Source organism: Parasphingorhabdus cellanae (assembly GCF_017498565.1).
In the GTDB taxonomy this organism is placed as follows: domain Bacteria; phylum Pseudomonadota; class Alphaproteobacteria; order Sphingomonadales; family Sphingomonadaceae; genus Parasphingorhabdus; species Parasphingorhabdus cellanae.
The window spans coordinates 511,953-537,804 of the sequence record NZ_CP071794.1 but is presented as its reverse complement, the minus strand read 5'-3'; the positions used below and the strand labels follow the sequence as shown (position 1 = coordinate 537,804).

General features: G+C 50.1%; 25 protein-coding genes and 1 tRNA gene. 15 read left to right on the top strand and 11 right to left on the bottom strand.

The window, feature by feature from the left end; genetic code table 11:
* Window positions 1–11: 11 nt before the first annotated feature.
* Complete coding sequence (gene lipB, locus J4G78_RS02700; protein ID WP_207988344.1) at window positions 12–662, bottom strand: lipoyl(octanoyl) transferase LipB; 651 nt, start codon at window positions 660–662, stop codon at window positions 12–14.
* A gap of 74 nt (window positions 663–736) precedes the next feature.
* On the opposite strand from lipB, the gene J4G78_RS02695 reads away from it, so the two are divergent.
* Window positions 737–1,489, top strand: a complete 753-nt coding sequence (locus tag J4G78_RS02695) for a DUF7847 domain-containing protein (protein ID WP_207988343.1) — start codon at window positions 737–739, stop codon at window positions 1,487–1,489.
* Here J4G78_RS02695 and J4G78_RS02690 read toward each other — a convergent pair.
* From J4G78_RS02690 to J4G78_RS02680, 3 genes are read right to left on the bottom strand one after another with little or no spacing between them, the layout of a single operon-like run.
* On the bottom strand, window positions 1,482–2,054 hold the full coding sequence (locus J4G78_RS02690; protein ID WP_207988342.1) for a GNAT family N-acetyltransferase: 573 nt from the start codon (window positions 2,052–2,054) through the stop codon (window positions 1,482–1,484). The genes J4G78_RS02695 and J4G78_RS02690 overlap by 8 nt on opposite strands.
* A 19-nt stretch (window positions 2,055–2,073) precedes the next feature.
* Entirely contained in the window at window positions 2,074–2,958 is an 885-nt protein-coding gene (gene hemF, locus J4G78_RS02685) for an oxygen-dependent coproporphyrinogen oxidase (protein WP_207988341.1), read from the bottom strand.
* Entirely contained in the window at window positions 2,955–3,413 is a 459-nt protein-coding gene (locus J4G78_RS02680) for a tRNA (cytidine(34)-2'-O)-methyltransferase (protein ID WP_207988340.1), read from the bottom strand. The genes hemF and J4G78_RS02680 overlap by 4 nt, the downstream gene beginning before the upstream one ends.
* A gap of 172 nt (window positions 3,414–3,585) precedes the next feature.
* On the opposite strand from J4G78_RS02680, the gene petA reads away from it, so the two are divergent.
* The 4 genes from petA (at window position 3,586) to J4G78_RS02660 (ending at window position 7,342) form a co-directional block, all read left to right on the top strand.
* Window positions 3,586–4,167 carry a ubiquinol-cytochrome c reductase iron-sulfur subunit gene (gene petA / locus J4G78_RS02675; RefSeq protein ID WP_207988339.1) on the top strand — a complete coding sequence of 194 codons (582 nt, stop codon included), beginning with the start codon at window positions 3,586–3,588 and terminating at the stop codon, window positions 4,165–4,167.
* Window positions 4,168–4,178: 11 nt separating this feature from the next.
* The gene (locus tag J4G78_RS02670; protein ID WP_207988338.1) at window positions 4,179–5,450 is read left to right on the top strand and encodes a cytochrome b; all 1,272 of its coding nucleotides are present in this window, start codon (window positions 4,179–4,181) and stop codon (window positions 5,448–5,450) included.
* 19 nt (window positions 5,451–5,469) lie between these two features.
* Window positions 5,470–6,324 carry a cytochrome c1 gene (locus tag J4G78_RS02665; RefSeq protein WP_207988337.1) on the top strand — a complete coding sequence of 285 codons (855 nt, stop codon included), beginning with the start codon at window positions 5,470–5,472 and terminating at the stop codon, window positions 6,322–6,324.
* Between the two features lie 604 nt (window positions 6,325–6,928).
* Window positions 6,929–7,342: a PilZ domain-containing protein gene (locus J4G78_RS02660; RefSeq protein ID WP_207988336.1), complete on the top strand. Its 414-nt coding sequence runs from the start codon at window positions 6,929–6,931 to the stop codon at window positions 7,340–7,342.
* A 10-nt stretch (window positions 7,343–7,352) separates the two neighbouring features.
* Here J4G78_RS02660 and glpK read toward each other — a convergent pair whose 3' ends face one another.
* Entirely contained in the window at window positions 7,353–8,825 is a 1,473-nt protein-coding gene (gene glpK / locus J4G78_RS02655) for a glycerol kinase GlpK (protein ID WP_207988335.1), read from the bottom strand.
* A gap of 97 nt (window positions 8,826–8,922) precedes the next feature.
* The gene (locus J4G78_RS02650) at window positions 8,923–11,529 is read right to left on the bottom strand and encodes a bifunctional diguanylate cyclase/phosphodiesterase (protein ID WP_207988334.1); all 2,607 of its coding nucleotides are present in this window, start codon (window positions 11,527–11,529) and stop codon (window positions 8,923–8,925) included.
* 228 nt (window positions 11,530–11,757) lie between these two features.
* Between J4G78_RS02650 and glpD the strand changes: the two genes are divergently transcribed.
* The 6 genes from glpD to J4G78_RS02620 all read left to right on the top strand — a co-directional run bounded on the left by glpD (window position 11,758) and on the right by J4G78_RS02620 (window position 17,956).
* The gene (glpD, locus tag J4G78_RS02645; protein WP_243457191.1) at window positions 11,758–13,266 is read left to right on the top strand and encodes a glycerol-3-phosphate dehydrogenase; all 1,509 of its coding nucleotides are present in this window, start codon (window positions 11,758–11,760) and stop codon (window positions 13,264–13,266) included.
* A gap of 45 nt (window positions 13,267–13,311) precedes the next feature.
* A tRNA-Gly gene (locus J4G78_RS02640) sits at window positions 13,312–13,385 on the top strand.
* A 202-nt stretch (window positions 13,386–13,587) separates the two neighbouring features.
* Window positions 13,588–14,349 (top strand): imm11 family protein, encoded by a 762-nt coding sequence (locus tag J4G78_RS02635; RefSeq protein ID WP_207988332.1) that lies wholly within the window; start codon window positions 13,588–13,590, stop codon window positions 14,347–14,349.
* Between the two features lie 410 nt (window positions 14,350–14,759).
* Window positions 14,760–15,530: a helix-turn-helix domain-containing protein gene (locus J4G78_RS02630; protein ID WP_207988331.1), complete on the top strand. Its 771-nt coding sequence runs from the start codon at window positions 14,760–14,762 to the stop codon at window positions 15,528–15,530.
* 262 nt (window positions 15,531–15,792) lie between these two features.
* Window positions 15,793–17,406, top strand: a complete 1,614-nt coding sequence (locus J4G78_RS02625) for a class I adenylate-forming enzyme family protein (RefSeq protein ID WP_207988330.1) — start codon at window positions 15,793–15,795, stop codon at window positions 17,404–17,406.
* 124 nt (window positions 17,407–17,530) lie between these two features.
* A complete protein-coding gene (locus J4G78_RS02620) occupies window positions 17,531–17,956 on the top strand; it encodes an organic hydroperoxide resistance protein (protein ID WP_207988329.1) in 426 nt (141 codons plus the stop codon).
* On the opposite strand, the gene J4G78_RS02615 is transcribed toward J4G78_RS02620, so the two are convergent.
* Both J4G78_RS02615 and J4G78_RS18250 read right to left on the bottom strand, forming a co-directional pair.
* Complete coding sequence (locus tag J4G78_RS02615) at window positions 17,942–18,565, bottom strand: hypothetical protein (protein ID WP_207988328.1); 624 nt, start codon at window positions 18,563–18,565, stop codon at window positions 17,942–17,944. The genes J4G78_RS02620 and J4G78_RS02615 overlap by 15 nt on opposite strands.
* A 62-nt stretch (window positions 18,566–18,627) precedes the next feature.
* Window positions 18,628–18,750, bottom strand: coding sequence for a hypothetical protein (locus J4G78_RS18250; protein WP_259371347.1), 123 nt, complete (start codon window positions 18,748–18,750; stop codon window positions 18,628–18,630).
* A 148-nt stretch (window positions 18,751–18,898) separates the two neighbouring features.
* Here J4G78_RS18250 and J4G78_RS02610 point away from each other — a divergent pair, with 148 nt between their 5' ends.
* From J4G78_RS02610 to J4G78_RS02595, 4 genes are all read left to right on the top strand, one after another.
* Window positions 18,899–19,966, top strand: a complete 1,068-nt coding sequence (locus J4G78_RS02610; protein ID WP_207988327.1) for a DUF5694 domain-containing protein — start codon at window positions 18,899–18,901, stop codon at window positions 19,964–19,966.
* Window positions 19,967–20,372: 406 nt separating this feature from the next.
* Window positions 20,373–20,990, top strand: a complete 618-nt coding sequence (locus J4G78_RS02605) for a CREC-EF hand family protein (protein ID WP_207988326.1) — start codon at window positions 20,373–20,375, stop codon at window positions 20,988–20,990.
* 101 nt (window positions 20,991–21,091) lie between these two features.
* Window positions 21,092–21,808 carry a response regulator gene (locus J4G78_RS02600; RefSeq protein WP_207988325.1) on the top strand — a complete coding sequence of 239 codons (717 nt, stop codon included), beginning with the start codon at window positions 21,092–21,094 and terminating at the stop codon, window positions 21,806–21,808.
* Entirely contained in the window at window positions 21,805–23,208 is a 1,404-nt protein-coding gene (locus J4G78_RS02595; protein WP_207988324.1) for a HAMP domain-containing sensor histidine kinase, read from the top strand. Before J4G78_RS02600 ends, J4G78_RS02595 begins: the two co-directional genes overlap by 4 nt.
* Here the strand turns inward: J4G78_RS02595 and J4G78_RS02590 are convergent.
* From J4G78_RS02590 to J4G78_RS02580, 3 genes are all read right to left on the bottom strand, one after another.
* The gene (locus tag J4G78_RS02590) at window positions 23,195–24,067 is read right to left on the bottom strand and encodes a flagellar motor protein MotB (RefSeq protein WP_207988323.1); all 873 of its coding nucleotides are present in this window, start codon (window positions 24,065–24,067) and stop codon (window positions 23,195–23,197) included. The genes J4G78_RS02595 and J4G78_RS02590 overlap by 14 nt on opposite strands.
* A 2-nt stretch (window positions 24,068–24,069) precedes the next feature.
* Window positions 24,070–24,933: a flagellar motor stator protein MotA gene (gene motA, locus J4G78_RS02585; RefSeq protein ID WP_207988322.1), complete on the bottom strand. Its 864-nt coding sequence runs from the start codon at window positions 24,931–24,933 to the stop codon at window positions 24,070–24,072.
* An 89-nt stretch (window positions 24,934–25,022) separates the two neighbouring features.
* Window positions 25,023–25,841, bottom strand: a complete 819-nt coding sequence (locus tag J4G78_RS02580) for a flagellin (RefSeq protein WP_207988321.1) — start codon at window positions 25,839–25,841, stop codon at window positions 25,023–25,025.
* Window positions 25,842–25,852 lie beyond the last annotated feature (11 nt).

Genomic DNA, 25,852 nt, shown 5'->3' with positions numbered 1-25,852 from the left:
ATATCGCTTCATCATGGTTTATCAATCGCTGATAGAAAGGCAGGGGCTTTTTTTTTCAATGCGGCATCAAAATCGCCAATGGTAGCGTCTATCCCAAGCTGTTTAAGGCTAGTCACGGGATATTCGCTGATACCGCAAGGGACAATGCCACCAAAATGTGTAAGGTCGGGATCGATATTCACCGAAAAACCGTGCATTGTTACCCACTTGCGAATGCGAATGCCAATCGCACCAATTTTTGCTTCCTGACCCTTTGGAGTATCGCACCATATTCCAACACGGCCTTCAACCGCTCGGGCTTTGACACCGAATTCCGCTAGCGCTTCAATCACCCAATCCTCTAACGCATGTACGTAGTTGCGAACGTCCGTCTGCCGTTTTTTCAGGTTTAGCATGATATAGCCGACCCTCTGGCCCGGGCCATGATAAGTGTGCCGTCCGCCTCGGCCAGTTTTATAGATGGGGAAATCTTGGCTCAACAATTCGGAGGGATCTGAGCTTGTGCCGGCTGTATAAAGCGGAGGATGTTCCAGTAACCAGATAAGTTCTGATTTCTCGCCCGCATATATTGCAGCGTAGCGCTGCTCCATTTCCGATAATGCGTCGGGGTAGGAGATTTGCTCATCGCTAATACGCCATTCAATGTCAGACAAGTTAGTCATAAAATTTCCGTGCACAATTGGCGCGCTGGTGGCAAGGGTGCGGTTGACGAAATTCGAAACCTGAAGGTTAGCCAATGAAGCTCAATTATATGCAATGTTGGAACGGTGCGATGGCATTGTTGCGTGATCATAAAGAAGCTATTCTTGCGATAGCCGGCGTTTTTGTATTTCTTCCCACTCTGTTGATGGCCCAATTTGTAGGTCAGCCCGCTCTAGAAGGTACCGAAGATCTAAACGCGATTACTGCTGCTTATTCAACGTTCTTTAGCGAAAATGCAGTGTCAGTCATCGTATCAAACCTCTTGATCAGTTTTGGCGGGTTCGTGATCTTTTTTACCATTGCTCCCTCGCACAGTGGCACAGTAGCAGATGATCTGAGTAAAGCGTTACGGTTATTCTTGATATTCTTGCTCGCGAATATCCTTTCAGGGCTGGCAACATTTGCTGGATTTTTGTTGCTGATCATTCCAGGGCTTTATGTGGCCTGCCGCTTGATATTGGTGCCGATCATTATCGCAGACCATAGAGAGAAAAATCCCCTTGAAGCCCTGAAAAAAAGCTGGGATCACACAAAGGACAATGGTTTCTCCATTCTTTTACTGATTCTTATGATCGCAATTATCGGCGCAATTACGGTTGGTGTTGTTCAGATGTTGATTGGTGTTATCACCGGTCTCGCTACAGGCGGGGCAGGTTGGCCTTTGATCGAAAATCTAGTATCGGCGCTTGGTGGTGCCGCTCTGCAAGTTTTGTTTACGGTCGTGATTGGATCAATATACTATCAATTGACCGGCGCAAATTCGGACGTGAGTGAGGTATTCAGTTGATAATCGGAATATGAGGCCCAGCAGTCATTGGCAGGTGACCAGACAAGCGCGGATCGGGGTGAATTTCAATCGCGCGTTTATAAGCGGTAAAACCTGATTTGATGTAGAACGGAATCGCGCTCGGAGAGTCTTCGGTACAGGTATGAAGCCAAACTCTTAAAATACCAGAGCGCCAAGCATGTTCTAATGCTTCCGTCATAAGCCAGCGACCATATCCCTTGCCATTCATGCTAGGAACCAGTCCAAAAAAACCAATCTCGCACTGCTTTGGTGTACGAAAGTCTAATTCAAGCAGACCGACGGTAACACCTTCGTTTTCAATCTTCCATATTTCAACTGCATTGTCATGAATGATAGCACGCAGCTCGTCTTCGTCCATCAAAACACGTGAGGTCCACATCCAAGGTTCACCTACTTCACGGAATAGCCGTAAATATTCAGAAGGTCTTGGCGCTTGCCAACGAGTTAGTTCAAGGGGCACCGCATCCTGCTTTAGGAGCAAGGAACGCTCCGTCATCTCAAAATAGGTTGTTATGGTCGGAACATGGCCTTTTGGTACATCCATGATCAAACTGTTCCTTTCATCAACTCCACTTTGCCTCGGGGGGCAGGCTCATCAAAATGGCATCAACATTGCCGCCGGTTTTCAGTCCAAAAGTCGTGCCTCGGTCGTATACGAGGTTAAACTCTGCATAGCGACCGCGCCAAGCCAGCTGCTGTTCTTTCTCCTCATGGTTCCAAGGCAATCCCATGCGCCGCCGCACCAGTTTGGGGAAAATATCCAGAAAAGCGCGGCCAACATCTTGGGTCAGGGCAAAATGTTTGTCGAAGTCATCGTCAGATTCGAGCTCTAAATGATCATAAAATATACCGCCGACACCGCGGTGAACTTGTCGGTGCGGAATATAGAAATAATCGTCCGCCCATTTCTTATATTTCTCATGATAGGCTGGGTCATGGGCATCACATGCCTGTTTCATGCGGGTGTGAAAATCAGCCGTATCCTTTTCATAGGGAATTGGCGGATTAAGGTCGGCGCCTCCACCAAACCAGCGTTTTGTCGTGCAAAGAAATCGCGTATTCATGTGAACGGCAGGCACATGCGGATTGGCCATATGCGCGACGAGACTGATCCCGGTAGCGAAGAAATGTGGATTTTCTGCTGCTCCATGAATTGATTTGGCAAATTCCTCGCTAAAAGTGCCATCAACAGTCGAAATATTGACGCCAGCTTTTTCAAAAACCTTGCCCTTGATAACGCCGCGAACGCCGCCGCCGCCAGGGCTGCCATCCGGATTTTTGCGATCCCAAGGTAGATATTCAAAACGCGCATCGCTATCCGCTTCGACTTCGATAGCTTCAAATTCGGCGCATATTTGATCGCGCAGTTCGCCAAACCAAGTTTGCGCCCGTGACTGTTGGTCATCCAATGGTTTTTCATTTTTTCGAATGGGGGGCTGTACTGTCATTTAGAAAATTGTCCCGTTTGTTTAAGTGCCTCGCCTAATGCCATGCCTGCAGAAACAGCAAGGTTTAATGAGCGCATACCGTTTTTCATTTTTATGGTGATTCGTTCATCTGCGCGTTGATTGACATCAATCGGCACGCCTGCACTTTCGGACCCGAACAATAATATGTCATCGGAACGAAAGGCAAACCGATGATAGGCCGTGTCAACTTTGCTAGTAAGCAAGACGATGCGCGCAAATTGTGAATCGACATATTTAAGAAACGCATCCCAATCCGTATGGCGGGTGAAATCAACATGGTCAAAATAGTCCATTCCTGCGCGCTTCAGGCTTCGATCACTAAACGGAAAACCGCACGGCTCGATGATATCAACAGGCACATCCAGGCAAGCGCATGTCCTTAAAATCGTTCCTAAATTTCCGGCGATATCGGGTTGGTACAGAGCTATTCTCATCAGGCGTTTAACATGGGGTTGTTTATAATGTTCGGTCAATCAAAAATTGACTGTTGGCAAACCATAGTCATCGCGGCTATCAGGCGCGCCAATACCTGCCTATTGAAACGTATTGAGGGTTCGGCCTCAATCTGGCAGAACGGGATTATAACAAACGTAAGGGCATGTTTGCATGGCTAGTGTTGATACCGCGGTTGAACCCAGCGATTCGTCTGCGTCGGAACCAGAAATTGGTGGTGTTCGCCGCCGCGACTTCATTAATATTGCGGCAGTGAGTTTTGCCGGCGTTGGTGTTGTTGCAACCGTCTTTCCATTGGTGAATCAGATGAACCCCAGCGCGGACGTTCTTGCTCTGTCGTCAATCGAAGTCGACATATCTGCCATTGAACCGGGCCAAGCCATTAAATCCAGTTGGCGCAAACAACCAATTTTTATCCGTAATCTGACCGCTCCAGAAATTGAAGCTGCGAACAAAGTTGATCTATCAGCTCTCCGCGATCCTGAGACATTGGCGGATCGGACACAGCCAGGCAAAGAGAACTGGCTAATTACATTAGGCGTTTGTACTCACCTTGGCTGCGTGCCACTTGGCGCTGCGCAGGGCGAAATCAAAGGCGAATATGAAGGGTATTTCTGCCCATGTCATGGTTCGCATTATGATACAGCAGGCCGGACCCGCAAAGGTCCTGCGCCAACTAATTTGGAAGTACCGGAATATAGTTTCCTGACAGATACCGTCGTGAAAATCGGCTAGAGGCAAGAAATATGAGTTTTCCTTGGGCACAGCAATATAAGCCAGCTACTGAATTCGGTCAGTGGATGGACGACAGACTACCAGTCGGTCGAATGATTTATAACAGCCTTGGTGCTGGTTATCCGACTCCGCGCAACTTGAACTATATGTGGAACTTCGGTTCGCTCGCTGGGGTTTTCTTGGTGGTTCAGATTGTTACGGGCATTATTTTGGCAATGCACTATGCTGCCAATGCGGACATTGCTTTTGATTCGGTTGAGCATATCATGCGCAACGTCAACAGTGGATGGATGATCCGCTACGCGCATGCCAATGGTGCAAGCTTCTTCTTTATTGCAATCTACCTGCATATCGGTCGCGGCCTTTACTACGGTTCTTATAAAGCGCCTCGGGAGATGATCTGGCTGCTGGGCGTGGTTATTTATCTGCTCGCTATGGCAACAGCGTTCATGGGCTATGTTCTGCCTTGGGGTCAAATGAGCTTCTGGGGTGCTAAAGTGATTACCGGTTTGTTTGAAGCCATTCCACTTGTTGGTAAGCCAATTCAGGAACTACTGTTGGGCGGATTTGCGCCGGATAATGCGGCTCTTAACCGATTCTTCTCATTGCACTATCTATTGCCGTTTGTCATTGCAGGTGTAATCATCATGCACATTTGGGCCTTGCATATTCCCGGTTCCAACAACCCGACGGGCGTTAGCGTAAAGGGTAAACAGGACACTGTTCCTTTCCATCCGTTTTATACGGCGAAAGATGGTTGGTTCTTGGGTCTCGCGCTTATCTTCTTCACGGCTATGCTGTTTTTCATGCCAAACGCCTTGGGTCACGCCGACAATTATATCCCGGCAAACCCGTTATCGACTCCAGCGCATATTGTTCCGGAATGGTATTTCTGGCCATGGTATGCCATTTTGCGGGCTTTCACCTTCGACTTCTTTTTCGTTCCAGCGAAGCTACTAGGTGTGTTGGCAATGTTCTCCGCGATATTGGTTTGGTTCTTCCTGCCTTGGTTGGACAAATCACCCGTAAGGTCAGGCGACTACCGTCCGCGGTTCAAGAAGTTTTTCTGGTTCGGTCTGCTCCCTTGTATTGTCGTACTCGGTATATGTGGTGGAGCGCCAGCGGAAGAGCCTTATGTGATGCTGAGTCAGCTTGCGAGTGCATATTATTTCGCGCACTTCCTGATAGTTTTGCCGCTACTTTCTCGGATCGAGAAACCAGAGCCACTGCCAAATTCGATTACCGAGGCAGTGACCGGCAAACCACTACCTGAAGCCAGCTAAGAAATAGGGATTTGAAGTAATGGTAAGATTTTTCGGGATATTGATTGGCTTGTTCTTTGCTGGATTGCTGGTCTACTCATTTGGACGCGGTGCGGTGGAATATGCCACCAATCCTCCAGAGAAACCGGTATATTATGCATTTCATGAGGAACCGAAAGACGTTTCGTTCACGAGTGATGGTCCGTTTGGGAAGTTCGATAATCAGCAGCTTCAACGCGGGTTTCAAGTTTATAAAGAGGTCTGCGCCGCTTGCCACGGTATCCGCCTGGTTGCTTTTCGGAACCTCACAGAGCTCGGCTACAGCGAAGATGAAGTAAAGGCCATTGCGGCAAACTGGCCAATTGAAACGCCTGATATTGACCCGAATACTGGTGAGGCATCGTCGCGTCCTTCTGTTCCGGCTGATACCTTTCCTGAACCTTTCGCAAATGATGTCGCAGCGGCGGCAGCCAATAATAATGCCATTCCACCAGACCTCTCGCTCATTACAAAAGCGCGTGGAGGTGGAGCGCCATATATCTATTCATTGTTGACGGGCTATACTGAACCACCGGCAGAACTGCCAGAAGCTAACCGTCCTGGGCCTGGTTTGCATTATAATCCATATTTTGCGAACCTTAACATCGCAATGGCGCAGCCAATTGTGCTTGATGATCAAGTTGCTTATTCCGATGGTACAAAGGCGACAATGTCTCAGATGGCGCAAGACGTTTCGGCCTTCCTAATCTGGACGGCAGAGCCGTCGTTGATCAAACAGAAACAAACAGGTTGGGCTGTGATTGCGTTTCTGCTGATTGCAACGATCCTTGCTTTCCTGTCCTACAAGTCAATTTGGGCAGACGTAAAAGCTGAGAAAAAGAAAAAAGACGCCTGAACGAACCTCTTTTTTAGATATTTTGAAAAGGCCTGCCGGTTGGTGGGCCTTTTTTGGTAGATTTTTTCTAAGGGAGCGTAGCTTTCGAGAATGCTGCGTTGAAACTTATTCCCGTTTATTACCAGTAGTCAGGCCCGTCGCAGCGGGAGCTCCATTGCCGGAAGTTGCAGATATGATTGCTGATTGCTCTTGATCAGATATTTGATTGGTTGCCACGAACCAAAGGCATGCCCAAATAGCAGCGACAACGCCAGCCGTTAAAGCAATTTTTCCCAGTTGGCCGAAGCCACCCCTAATCATTCTGGTCACAATAACCTACCCAAGCGTGTAAACGCTGCCCAATGACATAGTGACGGAAAATGTAGGGAGAGTCCACAAGCCGCGATCGAAAAATGAAATCAAATGGCGAACGCAGATCTAATGGCTGTACGAATATGTAAACGTTACAGACGAAGGCGCACTAATAATGAGAGTTTAGACCGAATCATCAACTCCATAATGCCAGTTTTCGACGCTTCATTCAGGCGATTCGAACCTTCAAAAGCTTAAGATTCGATGCAAATTGCCGTAAATATTGGCGAACCCGGAGTATCGGATCGCTAAGATGATTAAAGCACTTGAAAACAAAAGGATTAACGAGAAAGAAGCCGTTTCTCGTGAACCCCGGATACGAAAGCTCGTCAAAATAGAGCTGTTTGCGGATGATTCAGGGCCGCATGATTCTATTGTTCGTAACCTCTCCACATTTGGCGTTCGGGCCACTTCGCCGGTTACTCTGCAACCTGGACAATTAGTCGAAATTAAAAAGGCGGGCTTCGGCAGCGTGTCTGGAACGGTACGTTGGGTTAGTGGACGAGAATTCGGAATGCAATTTGATGAGCCGATCAATATTGATCAGTTCAATTTCGGCCGTGATAATGACAGAGGGCATTTCTTAAAAAAGATCGATAATGGACATGTATGGAACGGTTTCCAAACCGCCGATTCACATAAGAGGCCGGGATTTCGCAAGAAATGAAAAGGTTAGCTTAATTGCTCAACGTTCCGTCGATTGCTTTCTTCCAGCCCGCCATTCTTACATTGCGCTGCTCCGGCTGAATCGTGGCTTCATAGGTCTCCAATCCAGATATCATTACAGAAGCATCTTCAAGTGATTTATAAATACCGGCGCCCATTGCTGCAAGCATCGCTGCGCCGAGGGCAGTGGTCTCAAAAAACTCTGGACGCTCGACTGTTAGATTCAACATGTCAGCCAAATCTTGAACCATCCAGTCATTGGCCACCATACCGCCATCGATTCGCAGACTCTGCCAGTCGGTGCCATCAGCAGAAAACGCGATTTTCAAATCGCTACATTGATGGGCCATGGCTTCAAGCGCCGCACGCACGATATGCGCTTTTGTTGTGGAGAAACTAAGTCCGGTAATTGTTGCAGTGGCATCGGCTTTCCAATAGGGCGCGCCAAGGCCAGAAAGGGCAGGAACCAGATAAACTCCCCCATTATCTTGAATTGATCTAGCGAGCTCCTCGCTTTCCCCCGCATAGCTAATCAAACCGACGTCGTCGCGCAGCCATTGCATTAAACTGCCAGCTACAAAGACGGACCCTTCCAATGCATAGGTGCGTTTGCCATCCAACTGATAGAGTACGGTGGACAACAAGCGGTGCGTCGACCGAGGAGGTTTGCCGCCATTATTCGTCAAGATGAACGCGCCAGTGCCAAAAGTGGCTTTGGTTTGCCCCTTTTTTAGGCAGCCTTGCCCGATAGTTGCTGCCTGTTGGTCTCCGGCTGATCCGCATATGGCAATGGGTGCACCGAATAATCGTGCTGATGTCTTACCTAAGTTTCCTGCACAATCGACAATTTTGGGCAATGTCTCTCGCGGAATGCTGAAAAGTTTCAACAATTCGTCATCCCAATCCCGCCCATCAAGGGACATCAACATCGTGCGACTAGCATTGCTGGCGTCGGTTATATGATCGCCTTCAGTCAGGCGAACGATTAGATAGGAATCAATGGTTCCAAATGCCAAATTGTCCCCAGCCGCAGCGACCTTGGGCCAATTTTGTAGCATCCAATTGATCTTGCTGCCGGAAAAATAGGGGTCGAGCAGTAATCCGGTTTTGGACTGAACCATCGGCTCTAGATTTTTAGCTTTCAAGCTATTGCACATATCGGCTGTGCGGCGATCCTGCCAGACAATAGCATTGCATAGAGGTTCGCCGGTTCGTTTATCCCATGCAACAATGGTTTCGCGCTGGTTGGTTATCCCTATAGCAGCAATTTTTTCCGCACCGCCTGCTTGCTCGACAATCTTCTGGCAACAGCGCAGCGTTTTGTCCCAAATCTCCACTGGATCGTGTTCTACCAGTCCAGCGGCGGGATGATATTGCTGTAGCTCTTCCTGTTGTGACCCGTGAAGCTTTCCGTTCGCGCCGAACAACATGGCTCGCGTCGACGTTGTCCCTTCGTCAATCACCAATATTTGTTTTGCTGCCATCAGACCTTGCTCCCGTCATGTGGCGATCACGCTAATTTGCCACAGTCAAAACGCAAGTAAAAGTGGCCTTGAATCTGTCCGTCGTTCCAATTGCTTGCTACCCTAGATTCGCTGCCATTTTCTCCGACGTCGAGTTTTGGCTGTCATTGCCTGACTGATTTTCGGTAAAAACTTTTGACCTTTTAATAACACTCGCAAAATATTCGATGGGTTGCGGACGACTGATATGAAAACCTTGAACCATCGAGCATCCTTCGTCGCGCAGTGCCGCAAGCTGCTCTTCCGTTTCCACGCCTTCGCCAACGACGCTGAGTCCAAGCCCTTTACCGAGTCCAATAACAGCCTGCACAATAGCCAATGATTGCGGGTTTTGGATCATATCCCGAACAAAAGACTGATCGATTTTCACCTTGTCAAATGGGAACATTCGAAAATAGCTCAAGGAAGAATAGCCGGTTCCAAAGTCGTCCATGGCAATTCGAATACCTAAATTCCTTAGGCTTTCTAAAGTGGATAAAGCTGTTTTGGTGTCATGTATCAAAACGCCTTCCGTGATTTCTAGTTCCAGTCGGCCAGGATCCAGTTTCGTTTCTTCGAGCAACTTATTTATCTTGGTAATCAGGTTTTTGTTCCGGAATTGAACTGGTGACAAATTGATAGCCACGCGAAGGGGAGGAACCCATGAAGCGGCTTCACGAATAACGGTTTCTAAAACAAAATCTCCCAATTCGTTTATCAGGCCGCTTTCCTCTGCAATCGGTATGAACACATCGGGGCCGATATACCCTTGCTCTGGGTGATTCCAACGAACCAGCGCTTCGAAGCCGTTAACTTGACCAGTCTCCAGGCAGGCGAGTGGTTGATATTGCACCTGTAAAGCACGATCTTCTATGGTTTGACGCAATTCCAGTTCCAATTGTCGTCGTTCGGTTGCTTGCCGATCCATCGCTTCGTCAAAGAAACAAAACTGGCCACGACCTTGTGTTTTGGCTCGATAAAGCGCGCGATCCGCGCTTTGACAAAGCGCCTCAAAATCAGTTTTGTCATCCATGCTAACTGCGATGCCAATACTTAGGCCCGCATGAATAGATTTGCCTCCTATATGATAATTTTTCGATAGCTGACTGAGGACCTGCTCTGCGACATAGGCTGCTCGTGCCTCGACATTCCGGGCTGGTAAAATCGCGATAAATTCATCGCCACCCATACGACCTGCTGTCGCATTATCTGGCAGTATTTGAGTGAATCTGGAACCAAATTCACTCAAAAGCTGGTCGCCTATAGTATGACCATGCAAGTCATTAACCGCTTTAAACTGATCGAGGTCGATACAAAGGATGGCAATGTCCTTTTTATCAGGGCTAGCTTTCAACAACTCATATTCCTTGGCTATTCCCGCTCTGTTTCTAAGCCCTGTCAGCGGATCGTGCATAGCCATGTGGGCGATTTTCTGTTCAGCAAGATAGCGTTCCGTAATGTCCTCCGAGATACCAAGAATATAAGGTGCATCGCTCTCTGCTCCGACTAGAGCCCGTTTCGTTCGCATGCGACGGATTGCTCCATTGGGGCGAGTGAACTCCCCCTCATAAATCGAGGCACTGCCGTTTTTCAGAACTTTTTCATCTCGGGAACGATAGGCATCAGAAGCCTCTGGGAATAATTCGTCATCGCCCCTTCCGATGATGTCTTCTCGTTTGCGACCGATCAATTTTTCGCCAGCTCGGTTGAGTATCTTATATTTGCGCGACTTGACATCCTTTGCCCAAACCATCGCTGGCAGATTTTCTATCACTTCATCCAGAAACTGACGAGCTTGCGATCGTTCTTCTTCCAGCGCTTTGCGTTCGGAGATATCCCGGATAATTGAGGCGAAGCCGTCGAGCACGCCAGTTTCGGGATTATCCCATCGCGTCAACGACAGTTCGATCGGAAATTCCTGACCGTTGCGGTGCAGGGCAGGCAATTCAATTGTCTGTTGGAAAAGTTTAGCTCGCTTTCCAGCTACAACGCCGCGCAATCCGTTCTCATGCTTGGCCGCTAACCGCTTTGGCATAATGATACTTAAAGGTTTTCCAACAGCTTCCGCTTGTGACCATCCAAACATTTTTTCCGCAGCCATGTTCCACTCGGTGATCACGTTTTCAGTGTTGGCGAGGATCATAGCATCGGATGTCGTCGCAGATACCAGCTTCGCAATATGTCCAGCCGCGCGTAAGGCTCGTAACTCTATCTGTTGCATTATTTGATCTGCAAGCCGCTGCAGAAGTTTCCGTTTAGCTTTGCTCAACGGGCGTCTTGGTTTTTGGTCTATAAGGCAAAGCGTCCCAATTGCATGACCTCCTTCGACGATCAATGGCGCGCCCGCATAATAGCGGATATGTGGGGCTTTCGTAACTAAGGGATTATTTGCAAATCTTGAATCAAGATAGGTATCGCAGACTTCCAAGATATCTGGCTCTTTGATCGTCAAGGTGCAAAAGGAAATTGATCGGTCAGTTTCGCAAACATCAAGGCCAACTTTTGCTTTAAACCATTGCCTTTCCTCTGCCACGAGAGAGATGAGTACTGTAGGAACGCTAAAAAGGTCTGCAGCCAATTCCACAATATTGTCGAAAGCTTTCTCAGGCGCGCTGTCCAGAATATCGAATCGATGCAAAATATCGAGCCTTACCCGTTCGCTTGCTTGACCCTGTTGGGTTTCCATTCTTAAGCCCCTACATTTGATTTTTTGCACTATTTGCCGTCAGATTTAAGCAAGAAGACGCTGTTATCGCGGGCTGTAATAGTTAACGGTAACCATCCGCTGTCATTCAGTGTTTCTTCCACTTTATTCGATTCTAATCGCTAAATTATCCCCAGGATAAACCAATGTTTACAAAATATATTGCACTGCAACATTGAACATCTGGCTAGAAGCTATATGAGGCGGCTGATGTATGATCTGGCAATCATTGGTGGCGGCATAAATGGCGTCGGTATCGCAAGGGATGCAGTGGGCAGGGGACTGAAAGTCTTACTGGTGGAGCGCGACGACCTTGCGGCCCATACTTCATCAGCCAGCACCAAGTTAGTCCATGGCGGGCTGCGCTATCTCGAACATTATGAGTTTAGTCTGGTTCGCAAAGCATTGCAGGAGCGCGAAGTGCTGCTGCGCAATGCGCCGCATATCATCTGGCCGATGCGCTTTGTTTTGCCTGTGGATAAAGGGATGCGCCCGGCTTGGTTCTTGAGGCTTGGGCTGTTTCTCTATGATCATCTGGGATCGCGATCGTTATTGCCAGGTACGAAGAGCCTTAACTTACTTGAGGATTCGCGTGGGGAACCTCTTCAAAAGCGTTTGAAAAAAGGCTTTGCTTACTCCGATTGCTGGGTCGAGGATGCACGGCTTGTGTCGCTGACCGCGCGCGATGCCAAGGAACGTGGTGCAGATATCCGGATACAAACGGAATGTGTTGGGATTGAGCGAAGCGCCGACCATTGGTCCTTGCAATTACATGGGCAATACGGCGAAGTGAAAGAGAAAGCCAAAGTTCTGATCAATGCAGCTGGCCCTTGGGTCGACCCGGTAACAGCGCTTTATGATCAGAGCAGCAACGCGGCGAAACTGCGCCTTGTCAAAGGTAGCCACATTGTCATCGCCCGCAAATTTAAAGGCGACCACAGCTATATTTTCCAGAACAAGGATGGCCGGATCATCTTTGCCATTCCTTACGAAGGCAACCACACGTTGATTGGCACCACTGATCAACCGTGGAGCTATGATGAAGGTCCTGCAAAGATCAGCGATAGCGAAATCGATTATCTCTGCGCCGCGGCGAGCGAATATTTTGCCGATCCCGTGAGCCGAGACGATGTTCAATGGACCTATTCCGGCGTACGGCCGCTATTTGACGACCAGAGCCAATCCGCCTCAACCGTAACGCGGGATTATGTATTCGACTATAATGATGACGATGGCGCGCCAGTGTTGTCGGTTTTTGGCGGGAAGATAACCACCTATCGAGTTCTTGCGCGACAGGCGATGAAGACACTCAAGGCGGCTTTGCATGTAGAGACGGACGACTGGACCAAGGACACGGTTTTGCCCGGCGGTGATTTTTCGGCAGACGGTTTTGACGATTTGGTCGCGGAATATTGCAAGCGCTGGACTTTTATCGATAAAGAGGTGATGGCCCGGTTAGTACGAGCCTATGGCACTGATGTCGCTAAGATGCTTGACGAGGTCAGCGATGCCGCCGCTTTAGGCCGTCATTTCGGGGCGGGTCTTTACGAGATTGAACTCCACTGGCTGATGGCTCATGAATTTGCGACGACAGCAGAAGATGTCCTGTGGCGCCGGTCCAAGCTTGGCCTGCATATGACCGAGGCCGAGAAAACATCGGTTGCAGAATGGTTTGCCGCTCCGGCCGTAAAAACAAAAGCATCTAGCACCGTTTCCTGATTGACGCGCCGCGATCACGATGGCAATAGCGGCGCTTGGAAATAGGCGGGTGTAGCTCAATGGTAGAGCAGAAGCCTTCCAAGCTTACGACGAGGGTTCGATTCCCTTCACCCGCTCCACGAAATCCTTAATCCATTCAAATAAAAAGATAAAATATGAGGGTTCGATTCCCTTTGTGAAAAAAAGTAACTTTTCCCTATGCTTGGTAGCACGAGTTTGTATCGTTATAAAATAGCATCTTTTAACGAATACTTGTTTTATCACGAAAGCGGACGTTAGGATTGGGCAGGCTTATAACTCAGAGATGCGGGAGATTGGGTGATGGTTTGGGGAATGAGTTTACCTTCGGGTTTTGGTGAGTTTTTTCCGATGGGCAACTTCGAGGCGCATATCGATTCTGACGACGATGAGTGGGGCGATCGCCTGAAGGCCTATTACAAGGAGAAAATGTCTGAGGAGCAGAAGGCGCTGTTCGATGACGGTATGGGAAATGGACCAGGAGCATACTCATACTATGTTGCACAAAAATTCATAAGCGAGCGTGGGATGGTATCGGGCGTTGGTAAGCCACCTTTTTGTCCGATCGAGGCTCATGAACCGCCACGGTCTTTTGTGACCGAAAAAGGCTATAAATCACTCGGATCCCTTATCATGTTAAATGGTCGCATTTTGGCGGTGGATGAGGCGCTAAAGACGATAATTGAACGGCTGGAACCGGGCGAGCATGAGTTTTCTTCCATAGAAGTTAGAATGCCAAGGAACAAAGTTTACCCTAGTTCTTATTATACTCTGTTTATCGGGCAATATTTTGACAGCTTTTTGCCGGAGAAAAGCAAACGAGAGTCAATTCGTAATCACGGTCCAAGTTACCCCAATTATTACAGTCTTGAGCAATCAAAAAAGGGCGTCACCGGATTAGCTCTTGCCAAGGCTACATTTGGCAGTGCCCACCTGTGGCGGGAACGAGCATTTCGCGAGTGGCTAATCTGTTTTTCAGATGAATTGCAGGCTGAGATCGCTGAGGGAGGTCTACGTATCCCCAAACACTATCAAATTAAGCAGATTACGGAGACTGTTTCTTAACTAGCCCGATTTCTAATGTCCGCTTTTGCGCCTAGGGCGGACATTGGCAAATATGTTAAAGGCTGCATTAAACCAATGTTTTCTGCAACGGACTATAGTAACCACTTCCCTTCACCCGCTCCAAGTTATTAAAACAAAGCATATTGTTTAGTCTTGCGCCTATTGAGGTTAGCGAGATGACAAAAGTGCGTTATAATCTCGCGAAAAAGCCCGGTGAATCAGTCCACCGATATCCGCTTTATCCTGCGATTTCAATTGATCGTCGCAGGAGTAAACGGATACTAGATTTTAGTTGGTCCGCGACGATACTAACGAATGCCACAAACCACAGTCATTTCGTAAAACAAAAGCAAGGTGGATATTCATCCTTACCTAGAATAAAAAAGCTCTGTGAATTGGGAATCATGAGAATGCGAAACGATATTGGTGCACTGACAGAAAAGGAGAAAGAGACGTTGCGGCTTCTTCTTGTTGGCCATGACGCAAAGTCCATCGCTCGTGAGTTTAATCTTTCGGTGTACACCATTAATGATCGATTACGTGATGCTCGAAGGAAATTGAGTGTTACAAGCAGCCGAGAGGCTGCCCGTATCTTGGCTCTCGCAGAGTATGCAGACCCCAATATTTTTGTGGCCAAGAAAATGGGGGTATCTGATACCGGAACTGATGCTCATAGAAATGAAAAGCCCGCCAAAAACCGCAAACTGGTCTTTATTCTAGCTTGGCTTGGAGGAGGAATGCCCGTGTTGTCAGTAATTGTTGCAGCTGCCATTTTTATGTCTAGTGGCGAAACGTCTGTAGATTCCACAGATCAAAAAACTATGACAAACATTGATGTATCCCAAGCCGCTAGCATTGCATCCGGCAAGGAATGGTTGATGCTAGTTGACGATCAAAAGTGGGGAGAAAGCTGGCACACCGCAGGTTCTTTTTTCCGCTCAAAGATCTCGGAAAAAGATTGGTCCTCGAAGATATTGTCAGTTCGTGATCCTTTGGGAACCCTGCTATCTCGTTCGATCCTCAAGGTCACAAAAGCGACCTCGCTGCCGGGCGCTCCTGATGGTGAGTACGAACTAATCGAATTTCAGTCGGACTTTGCGAATAAACGTGGGGCTATAGAGACACTTGTGCTCATACAAGAAGGAAGCACTTGGAAGGCAGTTGGGTACTTTATCCGCTGAGACTGGTCAGCATTCAAATCTAAAGATTAAAGTGTTGCGACGATCAGTTGAAACCACCGCGCAAAAGCGGACATTGGAAAATATGTGAGATATCTTGCTAAACCACTGCCTTCTAAAAGGACTATAATAACCAAATCCCTTCACCCGCTCCACTTTACCAATAGCCCAAAATGTCATGATGGTCGTCAAGAACAAGTCTCGGGCTTGCGCTAGACATGCTTCTCCACAGCAGTTAGCCTGAAGTATAATCAGGAGGCAGCCTATGTATGACGTCGCGCTAACCGAATCCTATTTTCCAGCGCAGGGCGGGCCTGAACCTTCGCCGATAACAATTGGCGATATGCTGCGCCAATCGGCCAAAATTGCGCCGGACCAAGCTGCCCTTAAAGAATTGACCTATGATGGCGCTATTGCCCGCTGTTGGACTTACGCGGAGCTGCTGGCCGATTCAGAGCGGCTCGCCCGTGCGCTGGCCAGTCGCCATGCTGAGGGGACCCGGGTCGCAGTCTATGCCAATAACGTGCCGGAGTGGGTACTGCTGGAGCTGGCTTGCGGTCTGGCGGGAATCACTCTGGTGACGGTCGATCCAGCTTATCAGAAACGCGAACTCAAATATGTTCTGGAACAGTCGCGATCCGAAGCGATTTACTATGTTGCCGATTTTCGGGGTAACCCGATGCAGGATATTGCAGATGCCGTATGCGATGAAATTCCTGCTATCAAGCACCGCATATTGCTAAGCGACCATGACGCGCTTTACGCCGGTGAAGAGGAAGGCGCGTTGCGCAATCCCAAGCCTCAGGACGCGGTGCAGCTGCAATATACGTCCGGCACGACCGGCTTCCCGAAAGGCGCGGTGCTTCATCACAATGGCCTGGTCCGCAACGGTGTTGATACGATGGCCCGGGGCGGAATGGAGCAAGGTGATATTTTCATTCACACCATGCCGCTTTTTCATACGACGGGCTGCGCAATTCTGGTGCTGGGCGGCTTTGGTCGATGTGGCACCATGTTGCTCGCCCCGATGTTTGATCCAGTCATGATTGCGAATGTCATCGAAAGCGAACGCGCCAAGTTCATCTTGGGCGTACCCACAATGCTGGTTGCCCTAATCGACGAAGTCCGCCGATCCGGTCAGGACGTATCATCGACGCGGCGGATCATGTCTGGGGGAGCTATGGTCGCGCCCCAGCTGTGCCGCGATGCCAAGGACGTGTTCGGCGCACCGATCCAGATCGTTTATGGACAGACAGAGACATCGCCGGTGCTGACGCAGGCCTGGTATGAGGATTCAGACGAGGACCTGACCCAGACTATCGGCCAGCCGGCGGCCCATACCGAGATTTCCATCCGCGACTCGCAAACCAACGGCGTTCTCCCGGTTGGGGAGCAAGGTGAGATTTGCGCGCGAGCATATAGCGTGATGCTGGGCTATAACGATAATCCCGAGGCTACCGCTGCTGCCATTGACAGCGAAGGCTGGCTGCATACCGGCGACCTGGGACGCATGGATGCACGCGGCTACGTGAAGATCACCGGACGTGTTAAAGAGATGATCATTCGTGGCGGCGAAAATTTGTTCCCGGCCGAGATTGAAAACGTCATGCTGGAGCATGACGCAATTGACGAGGTCGCAGTTGTAGGCATCCCCGATGACAAATGGGGCGAGCAGGTTGCCTGCTTTTTCCGTAACGGTTCCGGCCAGATATTGCAGGCTGATGATCTCAAAGCCTTCATCCGAGAACGTTTATCGCCGCAGAAAACGCCAGCCTACTGGATCAGTGTCTCGGAATGGCCGCTCACCGGCTCCGGAAAGATTCAGAAGTTCAAATTGGCCGAAGCGTTTGAAGCGGGGGAGTTTGATCTGTTGAGCTAGTGTGACAGATCGCTTGGGATGACAAAACGGTCGGCTGAACGTAACCAGGCAAGACACCCGGGTGGACTCGGATGGCGCAGCAGTTAAGATGCCCACCATCATTATTGCCTGAAAGGAAAAGCTGATGTCTGTGAATGTGATCTACAAAACCAGCGCTACCGCCACGGGCGGACGAGATGGGTCGGCAAAGTCCGATGACGGGTCTGTCGATGTCAAACTGGTCGTGCCGAAAGAAATGGGTGGGCCGGGCGGTGTCGGCGCCAATCCGGAAAAGCTTTTCGCCGCCGGTTATTCGGCCTGCTTTCTTGGCGCAATGAAAGCTGTCTCGGGCAAGGAATCGGTCAAAGTCCCGGACGATGCGACGGTAACAGCAACCATTGGCTTTGGCCCGCGTGATGCAGGCGGTTACGGCATTACGGCTGATCTGCAGATCGCAATGCCGGGCGTGGACCGGGCCGATGCCGAGCGACTGGTTCACGCGGCGCATGAGGTTTGCCCCTACTCAAACGCTACGCGCGGCAATGTCGACGTCGGACTAACTGTCGTTTGACAAGGTGGCCGGATTTTCGCGGGCATACCAGACCGCACAGCCGGCAAAAAACGTCGCAATGGCTCCGCTTGCTCCGGCCAGCGGTACGGCGCCCAGTCCCGAACGTACCGCAGCAATATTCAGGACAATCGCGATCAGTCCGGTAATCAAACTGACGAGGCCGAGGGCGCGGCCAATGGTGTCTATACCCCGAAACAGCGCCAGCCCGAAAAAGACGGCGGTCAGTCCAAGCACGACCTTGGCCAGATAATAGAACAGAAACGATCCGGCGAGCACGGTGCCCATGAGGGGTGCAAATTCTTCACCAGCGTTGGTAGCCGGCAGAAACATGGACAGTCCGATGCCCGACTGGACCATATTCATCAACCCCGCCACCATCAGTGCAGACCAGCCCAGCTGCATATCAGAGGAGCGGACCAGGCCAACAAGAGAAGTGATCGCAATGGCGCTAAATAGCAGAATTTCGGCGGTCCAGATCGTCGATCGCAGCGGCCAGCCTTCGATAATCCCCACACCGCTCAGGGTCGCGGTGTAAACCAGCTGTGAAATAACGGTGAGTATCAGCAGGGTTGATACAAAGATTGCGATAGGACGCGTCGTTTGTGGCATGATGTCTCCTTGGTCTCCAGGGTGTCAAGTCTATTCGATCCGCAAGCCCGATTGGTTACAGCCTAGGTAAAATAGACATTGGACCAGTCATGAGCTTTGAACAAGGCGCTGCCGTGAAGCGTCTGGCCATCGGTAATCGCCAGTAACGCATTCCGGTGTATCGCGGGAGCAATTTGGCGAGGCATTTTTTGCTATGCCGATGGCCGCTATGGCTGACATCAACGATACAAAAGCCGTCTGTCTCTTTCCGACCCCAATTGCGGTCATTTACAGCCGCGTTTTCGCTCGGTAAGTTCAGCCATCAATCATGCTTATAGCAAGAGGACTTAATCTGTGAAATATTTGGCGTTAGTGATTTCGTTGATCGCGACGGCTTGGGCAGTCCCAATATATGCGCAAATGCCCGCTATCAATCTGCGCGGCGTTGATGAGGCGCTCATTGTGGAACCAACACAGGTGATGGTGCTTGGAACTGCACATCTTGCCGCCTTTGACAACGTCGAACCGCGACATATTGATTCGCTGCTCGACCGCCTAGCCGTGTACAATCCACAAGCCATTACTATCGAGGGCGTCCCAGGCGAGACTTGCGAAATGATGAGGGCATACCCGTCCGAATATGCCGCTGCTCTGGACAGCTACTGTACAGATGTCGCTCCATTTCGCGCCGAATCTGCTATGAATGCAGCTGAAGCAGCAGCACGCGTTCGCGCGCTTTTGGGAGACTGGCCCAGCACACCTGCACCTGCCGAACGGAGAAGTTTGGCGGCTGCCTTCCTCGCCGCAGGTGAGCCTTACTCTGCGTTAGTCCAGTGGTGGCAGCTTGACCAGGCTGAGCGGCGTTCCGGAGACGGTCTTGGAATGGCGTCGGTCGCATATCTTGAAAATCGAGCGACATCAATGAACGAGAGCACGCAGATCGCGGCGCGACTTGCCGCACGATTAGGTCTGGAGAGAGTGTTCACCGCCGACGATCACAGTTCGGATCTGGTACTGAAACCGCATGGCCTAGCGTTATGGGCACGTATGCGCGAGATTTGGGACACAAACGATCCGTCATCTAAGGATGGCTACGTACAAGCGGAGAATGATATTGTCGCTGGCGACATTCTGGCAGCCTATCGCTTTTACAACAGCCCGGAGACCCAACGCCAAGCGATTAATAACGACTTTCGCAAGGCCATGAACGACAGCGAAGGCGCGCAATTTGGGCGCGCTTACAACAGCTGGTATCAGGTTAGAAACCTTAGGATGGTGTCGAATGTCGTCGCGGCAGGAGCTACAGTTCCGGGGGGCCGCGTTCTCTCGGTAGTCGGTGCTTCGCACAAACCTTATTTCGAAGCCTATCTCGACATGATGCACGATATCGAACTGATCAGCACAGATACGATTTTGAATTAGAAATTATTTGAAAGGCATCAGAATATAATAGTTTTGGTGTAAATTATTCAGATATTGGGCTCTGAATCTAAACGAGATTATACAGCTTATACACAGAATCGACCAAAAAATGCACCATTTGTTGCAGGCGAAAGCCTTTTGATATTCAAGGGAGAAAAAGAGCGAGCCATATAATATCATAGCGGCAAGCTTGTAGGAAAGCGTCAAAAGCGGAAGCAAGAAAAGGTCATGATGGTCGAGCCATCCCGGCAAACTGTCAATCAAATGAACGGTTTGCTGCAACTGATACAATTTGCGACAATTTTATCCTGTTCTGACAAACTTGGGGGACATATCACCCTTAGAAACATATTCATGGCGGGAACAAAAAGCCGCCTCCCTGAATGAGTAGATAAGGATGAATATTATGAAAAAGACAATTTTATTTTCGAGTGCAGCGGCCCTTCTGATTGCAGGCGGTGTTGCCATTGCAGCCCCCGGTGGTGGTGGCGGAAAAGGCTGGATGCGAGCTGATGCCAATAATGACAATCAGATCACTCGCGCTGAAATGACGGCTGCGATGGAAGAGCGCTGGACAAAAATGGACGTCAATCAGGACGGACAGATTTCGCAAGCGGATCGTGAAGCCCGCAAAACACAGCGTTTTTCCGAAATGGATACCAATGGCGATGGCGGCGTGTCGCAAGCCGAGATGGAAGCATATCGCGCTAACCGTAAAGCCGAACGCTTTGCCAAAGCCGACGTCAATGGCGACGGCAATTTGAGCCAGGAAGAAATGCAGAGCATGCGCGGCAAGCGTGGTGGTAAAGGCATGGGCAAACGCGGCGGCAAAGGCAAGCGCGGCGGCATGATGAAACGCGCCGATACCAATGGTGATCAAATGATCAGCAAAGCTGAATTTGAGACCGCAGCAATGGCCCGCTTTGAAAAAGCCGATGCCAATGGAGATGGCACAGTGACCGCAGAAGAACGGAAAGCCGCCCGTGAAGAGCGCCGCGGTGAACGGAATAAAAGAGGCGGTTAATCCCTGAACCACTCTTTTTGTGAACGGGTCACCGGCAATCTCCCTCCCGTAACAGCCCGGTGATCCGTTCCTTTTTGCTAAACCCATGCTAGGTAAGCCAAATGTCAGGACAATCGCATATCCTTTTGGTCGATGACGAGGCGTCCTTGCGCGAGCCATTGGCCGAATATCTTACCAAACAGGGCTATCGTGTCCAACAGGCAAGTGATGCCAGCCAAGCGCGTTCGGTGATGAACGCGTTTAATTTTGATATCATATTATTGGATATCATGATGCCCGGTGAGGATGGCTTAAGCTTTTGCCGGCACGTTCGCGAAAAGACCGAAATACCGGTGATCTTCATCAGTGCCAAAGGCGAGGAACTGGAACGGATCGTTGGCCTGGAGCTCGGGGCGGACGATTATGTTACCAAGCCGTTTAGCCCAAGAGAATTGGTCGCACGGATCAAGGTTGTTTTGCGTCGGACTAACAACGGTAATGGCGTGAAGCCGGGTAGCGGCTCAATCTACCAGTTTTCTGGCTGGACGCTAAAAACCGATCAGCGAAACTTGCTGGATAGTGAAGGTGTCGCCGTTCCCCTTTCCAGCGGCGAATATCAGATGCTGCTGGCTTTGCTCTCGCGTGCTGGACAAGTGCTCAACCGCGACCAATTGCTCGACATAACGCAGGGGCGAGAGGCGCATGCTTTTGACCGCGCCGTCGATAATCAGATCAGCCGTTTGAGGCGCAAGATTGAGGCGGACCCTAAAAATCCCGAAATCATCAAAACTGTCTGGGGTGGCGGATATGTTCTTGCGGGAGACGTCAAAACGCTATGACGCGATTGCTTCCTAAAAGCCTGATCGGCCAGCTTTTGATGCTGGTTGCGGTCACTCTGCTTATCGCACAGGGAATCAATACGGTATTGCTATATCGTGGTGTTCAGAATCAGAAAATAATTGAATCTTCGGTATCTGCTGTCGGCCGCATTACCGGTGAAATTGAGCGGATAAACGAACGCGGCTTTCGTGAGCCTCGGCCCCGGCGTGATGGCAGCCGGCGGGGGCGCAGGAACCGTCCTAGCGTCACCGCAGAAACTATGATTGGCTCGACGCAACAGCGACTTCCTGTCTTAGAAGGGCGCGCGGCGCTGGCCTTCGAAAACATGGGTGTGAATGTTTTGGCGGTAGAGGTCGCGCGGGTGGATGAGCTACCTTCCAATATGATCAACAATGTTATCGGGCGGGGCAGAGGACGACAGCAGACATTGCGCGCTGTGGGGTATCGCAATCTACCGAACGTTATCGATGGATATATCATAATGTCAGCGCAAATAGCGGATGGCCAATGGTTGAACATTGCCTCGGCTATTCGCGACCGTAATCCGCGACTGATGCGGACATTATTGTTTCAGACTGCTGTGATATATCTGATTTTGTTGATCCCTTTAATCTGGTTAGGGCGCCATATATCGCGTCCGTTGCAGGCTTTGACCAAAGCAGCTCAGGATTTCAAACCGGGCGTAAGCGAGCCGGTTGTGGAGAGCGGTCCTCCCGATACCCGGCAACTCATGGCAGCCTTTAATGCCATGAATGGCCGCGTCGGTTCGATGCTCGATGAAAAGGATGTGATGCTCGGAGCGATTGGACATGATCTGCGGACGCCACTAGCTGCGCTGCGTGTGCGTGTGGAAAGTGTTGAGGATGACAATGAGCGCGAACGGATGATCGCGGGCATTGATGACATGGATCGGACGCTGGATGACATCTTGTCGCTGGCGCGTTTGGGACGGTCGGATGAGCGAACGGAACCAACCGATATCAGCGCGTTGATCGAAACAGTGGCCGACGAATATACTGATATGGGCGAGGAAGTGTCCTTTACCCGTAGTGGCCGGATAACGGCCAACATTCGCGCGACTTTGATCCGCCGTGCTTTACGAAACCTGATCGGCAATGCCGTAAAATATGGAAAGCAAGCCGCCATCACTGTGGATAAAAGCGGTGATAAGCTGGTAATTCATGTTGATGATGAAGGCCCTGGGATCCCCGTTGAGCAGATTGATGCCATGTTTGAGCCCTTTGCCCGCGCAGAGATATCCCGCAACCGAGCAACGGGCGGATCGGGTCTGGGGCTAACCTTAGCACGCGCGATCGTTCGCGATCATGGCGGTGATGTGATACTTGAAAACCGGAAGGAAGGCGGATTGCGAGCGTCGCTGATGCTCAATTTGGATTAACTTCTGTCTGCCAACCCAAAGTAATGGAAATTCTGCGGTTGCGAGGATCATAAATATCATGAGGGGTATAGGGCTCACGATCGGCCACGCCCTCTATTTTGAAAAACGCGGCAGAGCCTATTTGGTTTCGCTGTAATTCCTTCCGGGTGGCTTCTGCACGCGCTGTCGATAGCATCCAGTTATTCATGGTGCGCCCCGAGGAAAAGGGAAGGGCATCAGTATGGCCTCTTATCATCAATGGGTTCGGCGCCGGTTTAATGGCCTCAGCGACTTCTTTCAGCAGTTGGCGGGCGCGGGGCCGTAGAGTGTCCGTTGCCAAGTCAAACATTGAAAAGTCAGCTTCATCAATCAGTTCGATGCGCAACCCCTCTCGCGTTTCGGTGAAGCGGATATTTGTATGCAACTCTTTGAGATTATCACTTTCTCTGAGTTGTTGCTCAATCCGAGCTTTTATTTCCGCAAACTGGGCTCGATCCTGTTGTCTTGTGATGCCGAAGCCGACCTCATTCTCTTTGCTGCTCTGTCTTGGGATGCTTAGAGAGCGCTCGCCCATTTGCATCGCGCGGTTGTGGTAATTCTCGTCAGATATAATCGATTCTCCACCGAACAGGCCTTCTGCACCGGCACTATGATCCCGCATTTGAACCAAAGTCGGCGTAAAATATTCTGCCAAAGCTTTTCGCTCTTCGTCATCGGTTGCCGCGAGCAACCACATTAAAAGAAAGAAGGCCATCATGGCGGTTACGAAATCCGCATAGGCAACTTTCCAAGTTCCCGCAGAGCGCTGATGCGGTGTTTCCGCGACCACCTTTCTGACTATGATGGGCCGTGGTTTTTCAAGATTTTTGCCACGGGCCATGATTAACTCCCGCGGATGCCATCAAAAACATCGGCAAAGGCGGGTTGGTTTGTGCGTGTCAGGCCAGATCTGGCCGCTTCGATAACCATGGGTTGCGGATGACCATGCAGAGACGCGACGATCACCTGTTTGACAATATGATAAATGGCGTTGTCGCTCTCGACGACCTGCCGTGCGCGCCCTGCCATCGGACCGACGAAACCATAAGACAATAACACACCCAGAAACGTGCCGACCAATGCGGACCCTATCATCGTACCTAAAATTTCGGGAGGTTGGTCAATCGCTCCCATGGTTTTGACAACACCCAAGACGGCGGCGACAATCCCTAATGCAGGCAAAGTATCTGCAAGATTTTGGAGTTTGTCTGCCGGAGCGATTGTCTCGTTATGCACGGTTTTCAAGCTGTTATCCATGATGTCCTCGACCGCATAAGGGTCGACTATACCCGAAGAAACCACCACCAGCCTGAGCGTGTCACAGATCAAAGAGATCAGCTTTTCATCGGCGAGCAGTTTTGGGTATTCAGCGAAAATAAGCGAGCCATGGGGGTCTTCAATATGTTTCTCCAGGACCAGCGGACTTTCAGATCGCAATATTTTCATCAGTTTCGAGATCAGAAAAATACAATCGAGAAAGTCGGCCTTGCAATATTTGGGCCCCTTGAAAACGCTGGTAACTCCGCCGAACAGATCCCTTAATCCGGCTGCGTTGTTACCCACAATCAACCCGCCAATTGCAGCACCGCCGATAATGCCCATTTCGATGGGAAGAGCATATAGCACAGCGCTGATATTCCCGCCAGAAAGCGTGAATATGCCGAAAACCATGACCAATAGGATGACGATACCAATCGCTGCGAACATAGATGTTTCCTGCCATTTAAATTTGGAGCGAATTTACACTTTCGGGGTCATCCGTTCCTGTCCATAAAACGGATGGGTCTGTTTAGCTTTTAGCGGAGCTGATCGAACAGGCTTGACTGTTCAATCCGAGCATAGGCCGCCTGCGCAGCCTCCAGACTAATCAGCATTTTTTGCACTTCCGTAATTGCCAGGGTCAGATCAGTTTCCTCAAGAGTGGTCCTATATTCGCTGACATCAATTTTCCGATCTTCCAGGCGTGCCGCGCCTTGTTTGAGTTTATCACCCTGTATGCCATGCTTACCCATCACATTGGCCAAGGTAGATATTTCGGTATCAAGCGGCGTTAGCAATGCACTGCGCTGAGCGGCTGTGCCGGTTCGGATTGTAGCCGCTATGATGGTCACTAACGGAGCCAGTGTATTAAAGTCCGTTTGGGATGGCGCGGCCGTTACCACTGCAGTGTCATCAATGGGAATTTCGATTGGAATGCCATTGCTGAACAAGGGTCGCCCAAAGGCATTATCCTGTCCCAATAGGTCTGAAATTGTGTCACCGATACCTTCAATTTCTTCTGCTATGGTGTCGCGATCGGCTTGCGAAATCGTCTCGCTGCTTGCCTGCACCAGCAGCTCTTTGGCTCTGATGAGTCGAGAGCTAATATCTTTCATGGCACCATCAGCTTGCGCGGCGATTGACAGTCCTCGATCGATATTTCGCAACCACGCATCCATGCTAGATTGAACCTTGGCAACGTTCGAAATTTGCGACCAAGCTGCCGGATCTTCGGAAGCGCGTTCTAACCGGCGTCTGGTCGCGATTTGTTGTTGGCGATCGGCGATAAGCTGCGCCAGGTCATTTTGCAGGACGATTGCGCTGGGCGCGCGGTTACGATTTACGGATTGCATCATAAATTCCTTCC

Bases quoted from the DNA above. Each gene is read 5' to 3' on its own strand.
- J4G78_RS02670 (WP_207988338.1), top strand. From the start codon at position 4,179: ATGAGTTTTCCTTGGGCACAGCAATATAAGCCAGCTACTGAATTCGGT.
- J4G78_RS02600 (WP_207988325.1), top strand. From the start codon at position 21,092: ATGTCAGGACAATCGCATATCCTTTTGGTCGATGACGAGGCGTCCTTG.
- J4G78_RS02595 (WP_207988324.1), top strand. From the start codon at position 21,805: ATGACGCGATTGCTTCCTAAAAGCCTGATCGGCCAGCTTTTGATGCTG.
- J4G78_RS18250 (WP_259371347.1), bottom strand. From the start codon at position 18,750: ATGCCTCGCCAAATTGCTCCCGCGATACACCGGAATGCGTTACTGGCG.
- petA (WP_207988339.1), top strand. From the start codon at position 3,586: ATGGCTAGTGTTGATACCGCGGTTGAACCCAGCGATTCGTCTGCGTCG.
- J4G78_RS02695 (WP_207988343.1), top strand. From the start codon at position 737: ATGAAGCTCAATTATATGCAATGTTGGAACGGTGCGATGGCATTGTTG.
- J4G78_RS02680 (WP_207988340.1), bottom strand. From the start codon at position 3,413: ATGAGAATAGCTCTGTACCAACCCGATATCGCCGGAAATTTAGGAACG.
- J4G78_RS02580 (WP_207988321.1), bottom strand. From the start codon at position 25,841: ATGATGCAATCCGTAAATCGTAACCGCGCGCCCAGCGCAATCGTCCTG.
- motA (WP_207988322.1), bottom strand. From the start codon at position 24,933: ATGTTCGCAGCGATTGGTATCGTCATCCTATTGGTCATGGTTTTCGGC.
- J4G78_RS02625 (WP_207988330.1), top strand. From the start codon at position 15,793: ATGTATGACGTCGCGCTAACCGAATCCTATTTTCCAGCGCAGGGCGGG.
- J4G78_RS02590 (WP_207988323.1), bottom strand. From the start codon at position 24,067: ATGGCCCGTGGCAAAAATCTTGAAAAACCACGGCCCATCATAGTCAGA.
- J4G78_RS02650 (WP_207988334.1), bottom strand. From the start codon at position 11,529: ATGGAAACCCAACAGGGTCAAGCAAGCGAACGGGTAAGGCTCGATATT.
- glpD (WP_243457191.1), top strand. From the start codon at position 11,758: ATGTATGATCTGGCAATCATTGGTGGCGGCATAAATGGCGTCGGTATC.
- J4G78_RS02615 (WP_207988328.1), bottom strand. From the start codon at position 18,565: ATGCCACAAACGACGCGTCCTATCGCAATCTTTGTATCAACCCTGCTG.
- J4G78_RS02630 (WP_207988331.1), top strand. From the start codon at position 14,760: ATGCGAAACGATATTGGTGCACTGACAGAAAAGGAGAAAGAGACGTTG.
- glpK (WP_207988335.1), bottom strand. From the start codon at position 8,825: ATGGCAGCAAAACAAATATTGGTGATTGACGAAGGGACAACGTCGACG.
- J4G78_RS02665 (WP_207988337.1), top strand. From the start codon at position 5,470: ATGGTAAGATTTTTCGGGATATTGATTGGCTTGTTCTTTGCTGGATTG.
- J4G78_RS02690 (WP_207988342.1), bottom strand. From the start codon at position 2,054: ATGGATGTACCAAAAGGCCATGTTCCGACCATAACAACCTATTTTGAG.
- J4G78_RS02605 (WP_207988326.1), top strand. From the start codon at position 20,373: ATGAAAAAGACAATTTTATTTTCGAGTGCAGCGGCCCTTCTGATTGCA.
- J4G78_RS02620 (WP_207988329.1), top strand. From the start codon at position 17,531: ATGTCTGTGAATGTGATCTACAAAACCAGCGCTACCGCCACGGGCGGA.
- J4G78_RS02660 (WP_207988336.1), top strand. From the start codon at position 6,929: ATGATTAAAGCACTTGAAAACAAAAGGATTAACGAGAAAGAAGCCGTT.
- hemF (WP_207988341.1), bottom strand. From the start codon at position 2,958: ATGACAGTACAGCCCCCCATTCGAAAAAATGAAAAACCATTGGATGAC.
- J4G78_RS02635 (WP_207988332.1), top strand. From the start codon at position 13,588: ATGGTTTGGGGAATGAGTTTACCTTCGGGTTTTGGTGAGTTTTTTCCG.
- lipB (WP_207988344.1), bottom strand. From the start codon at position 662: ATGACTAACTTGTCTGACATTGAATGGCGTATTAGCGATGAGCAAATC.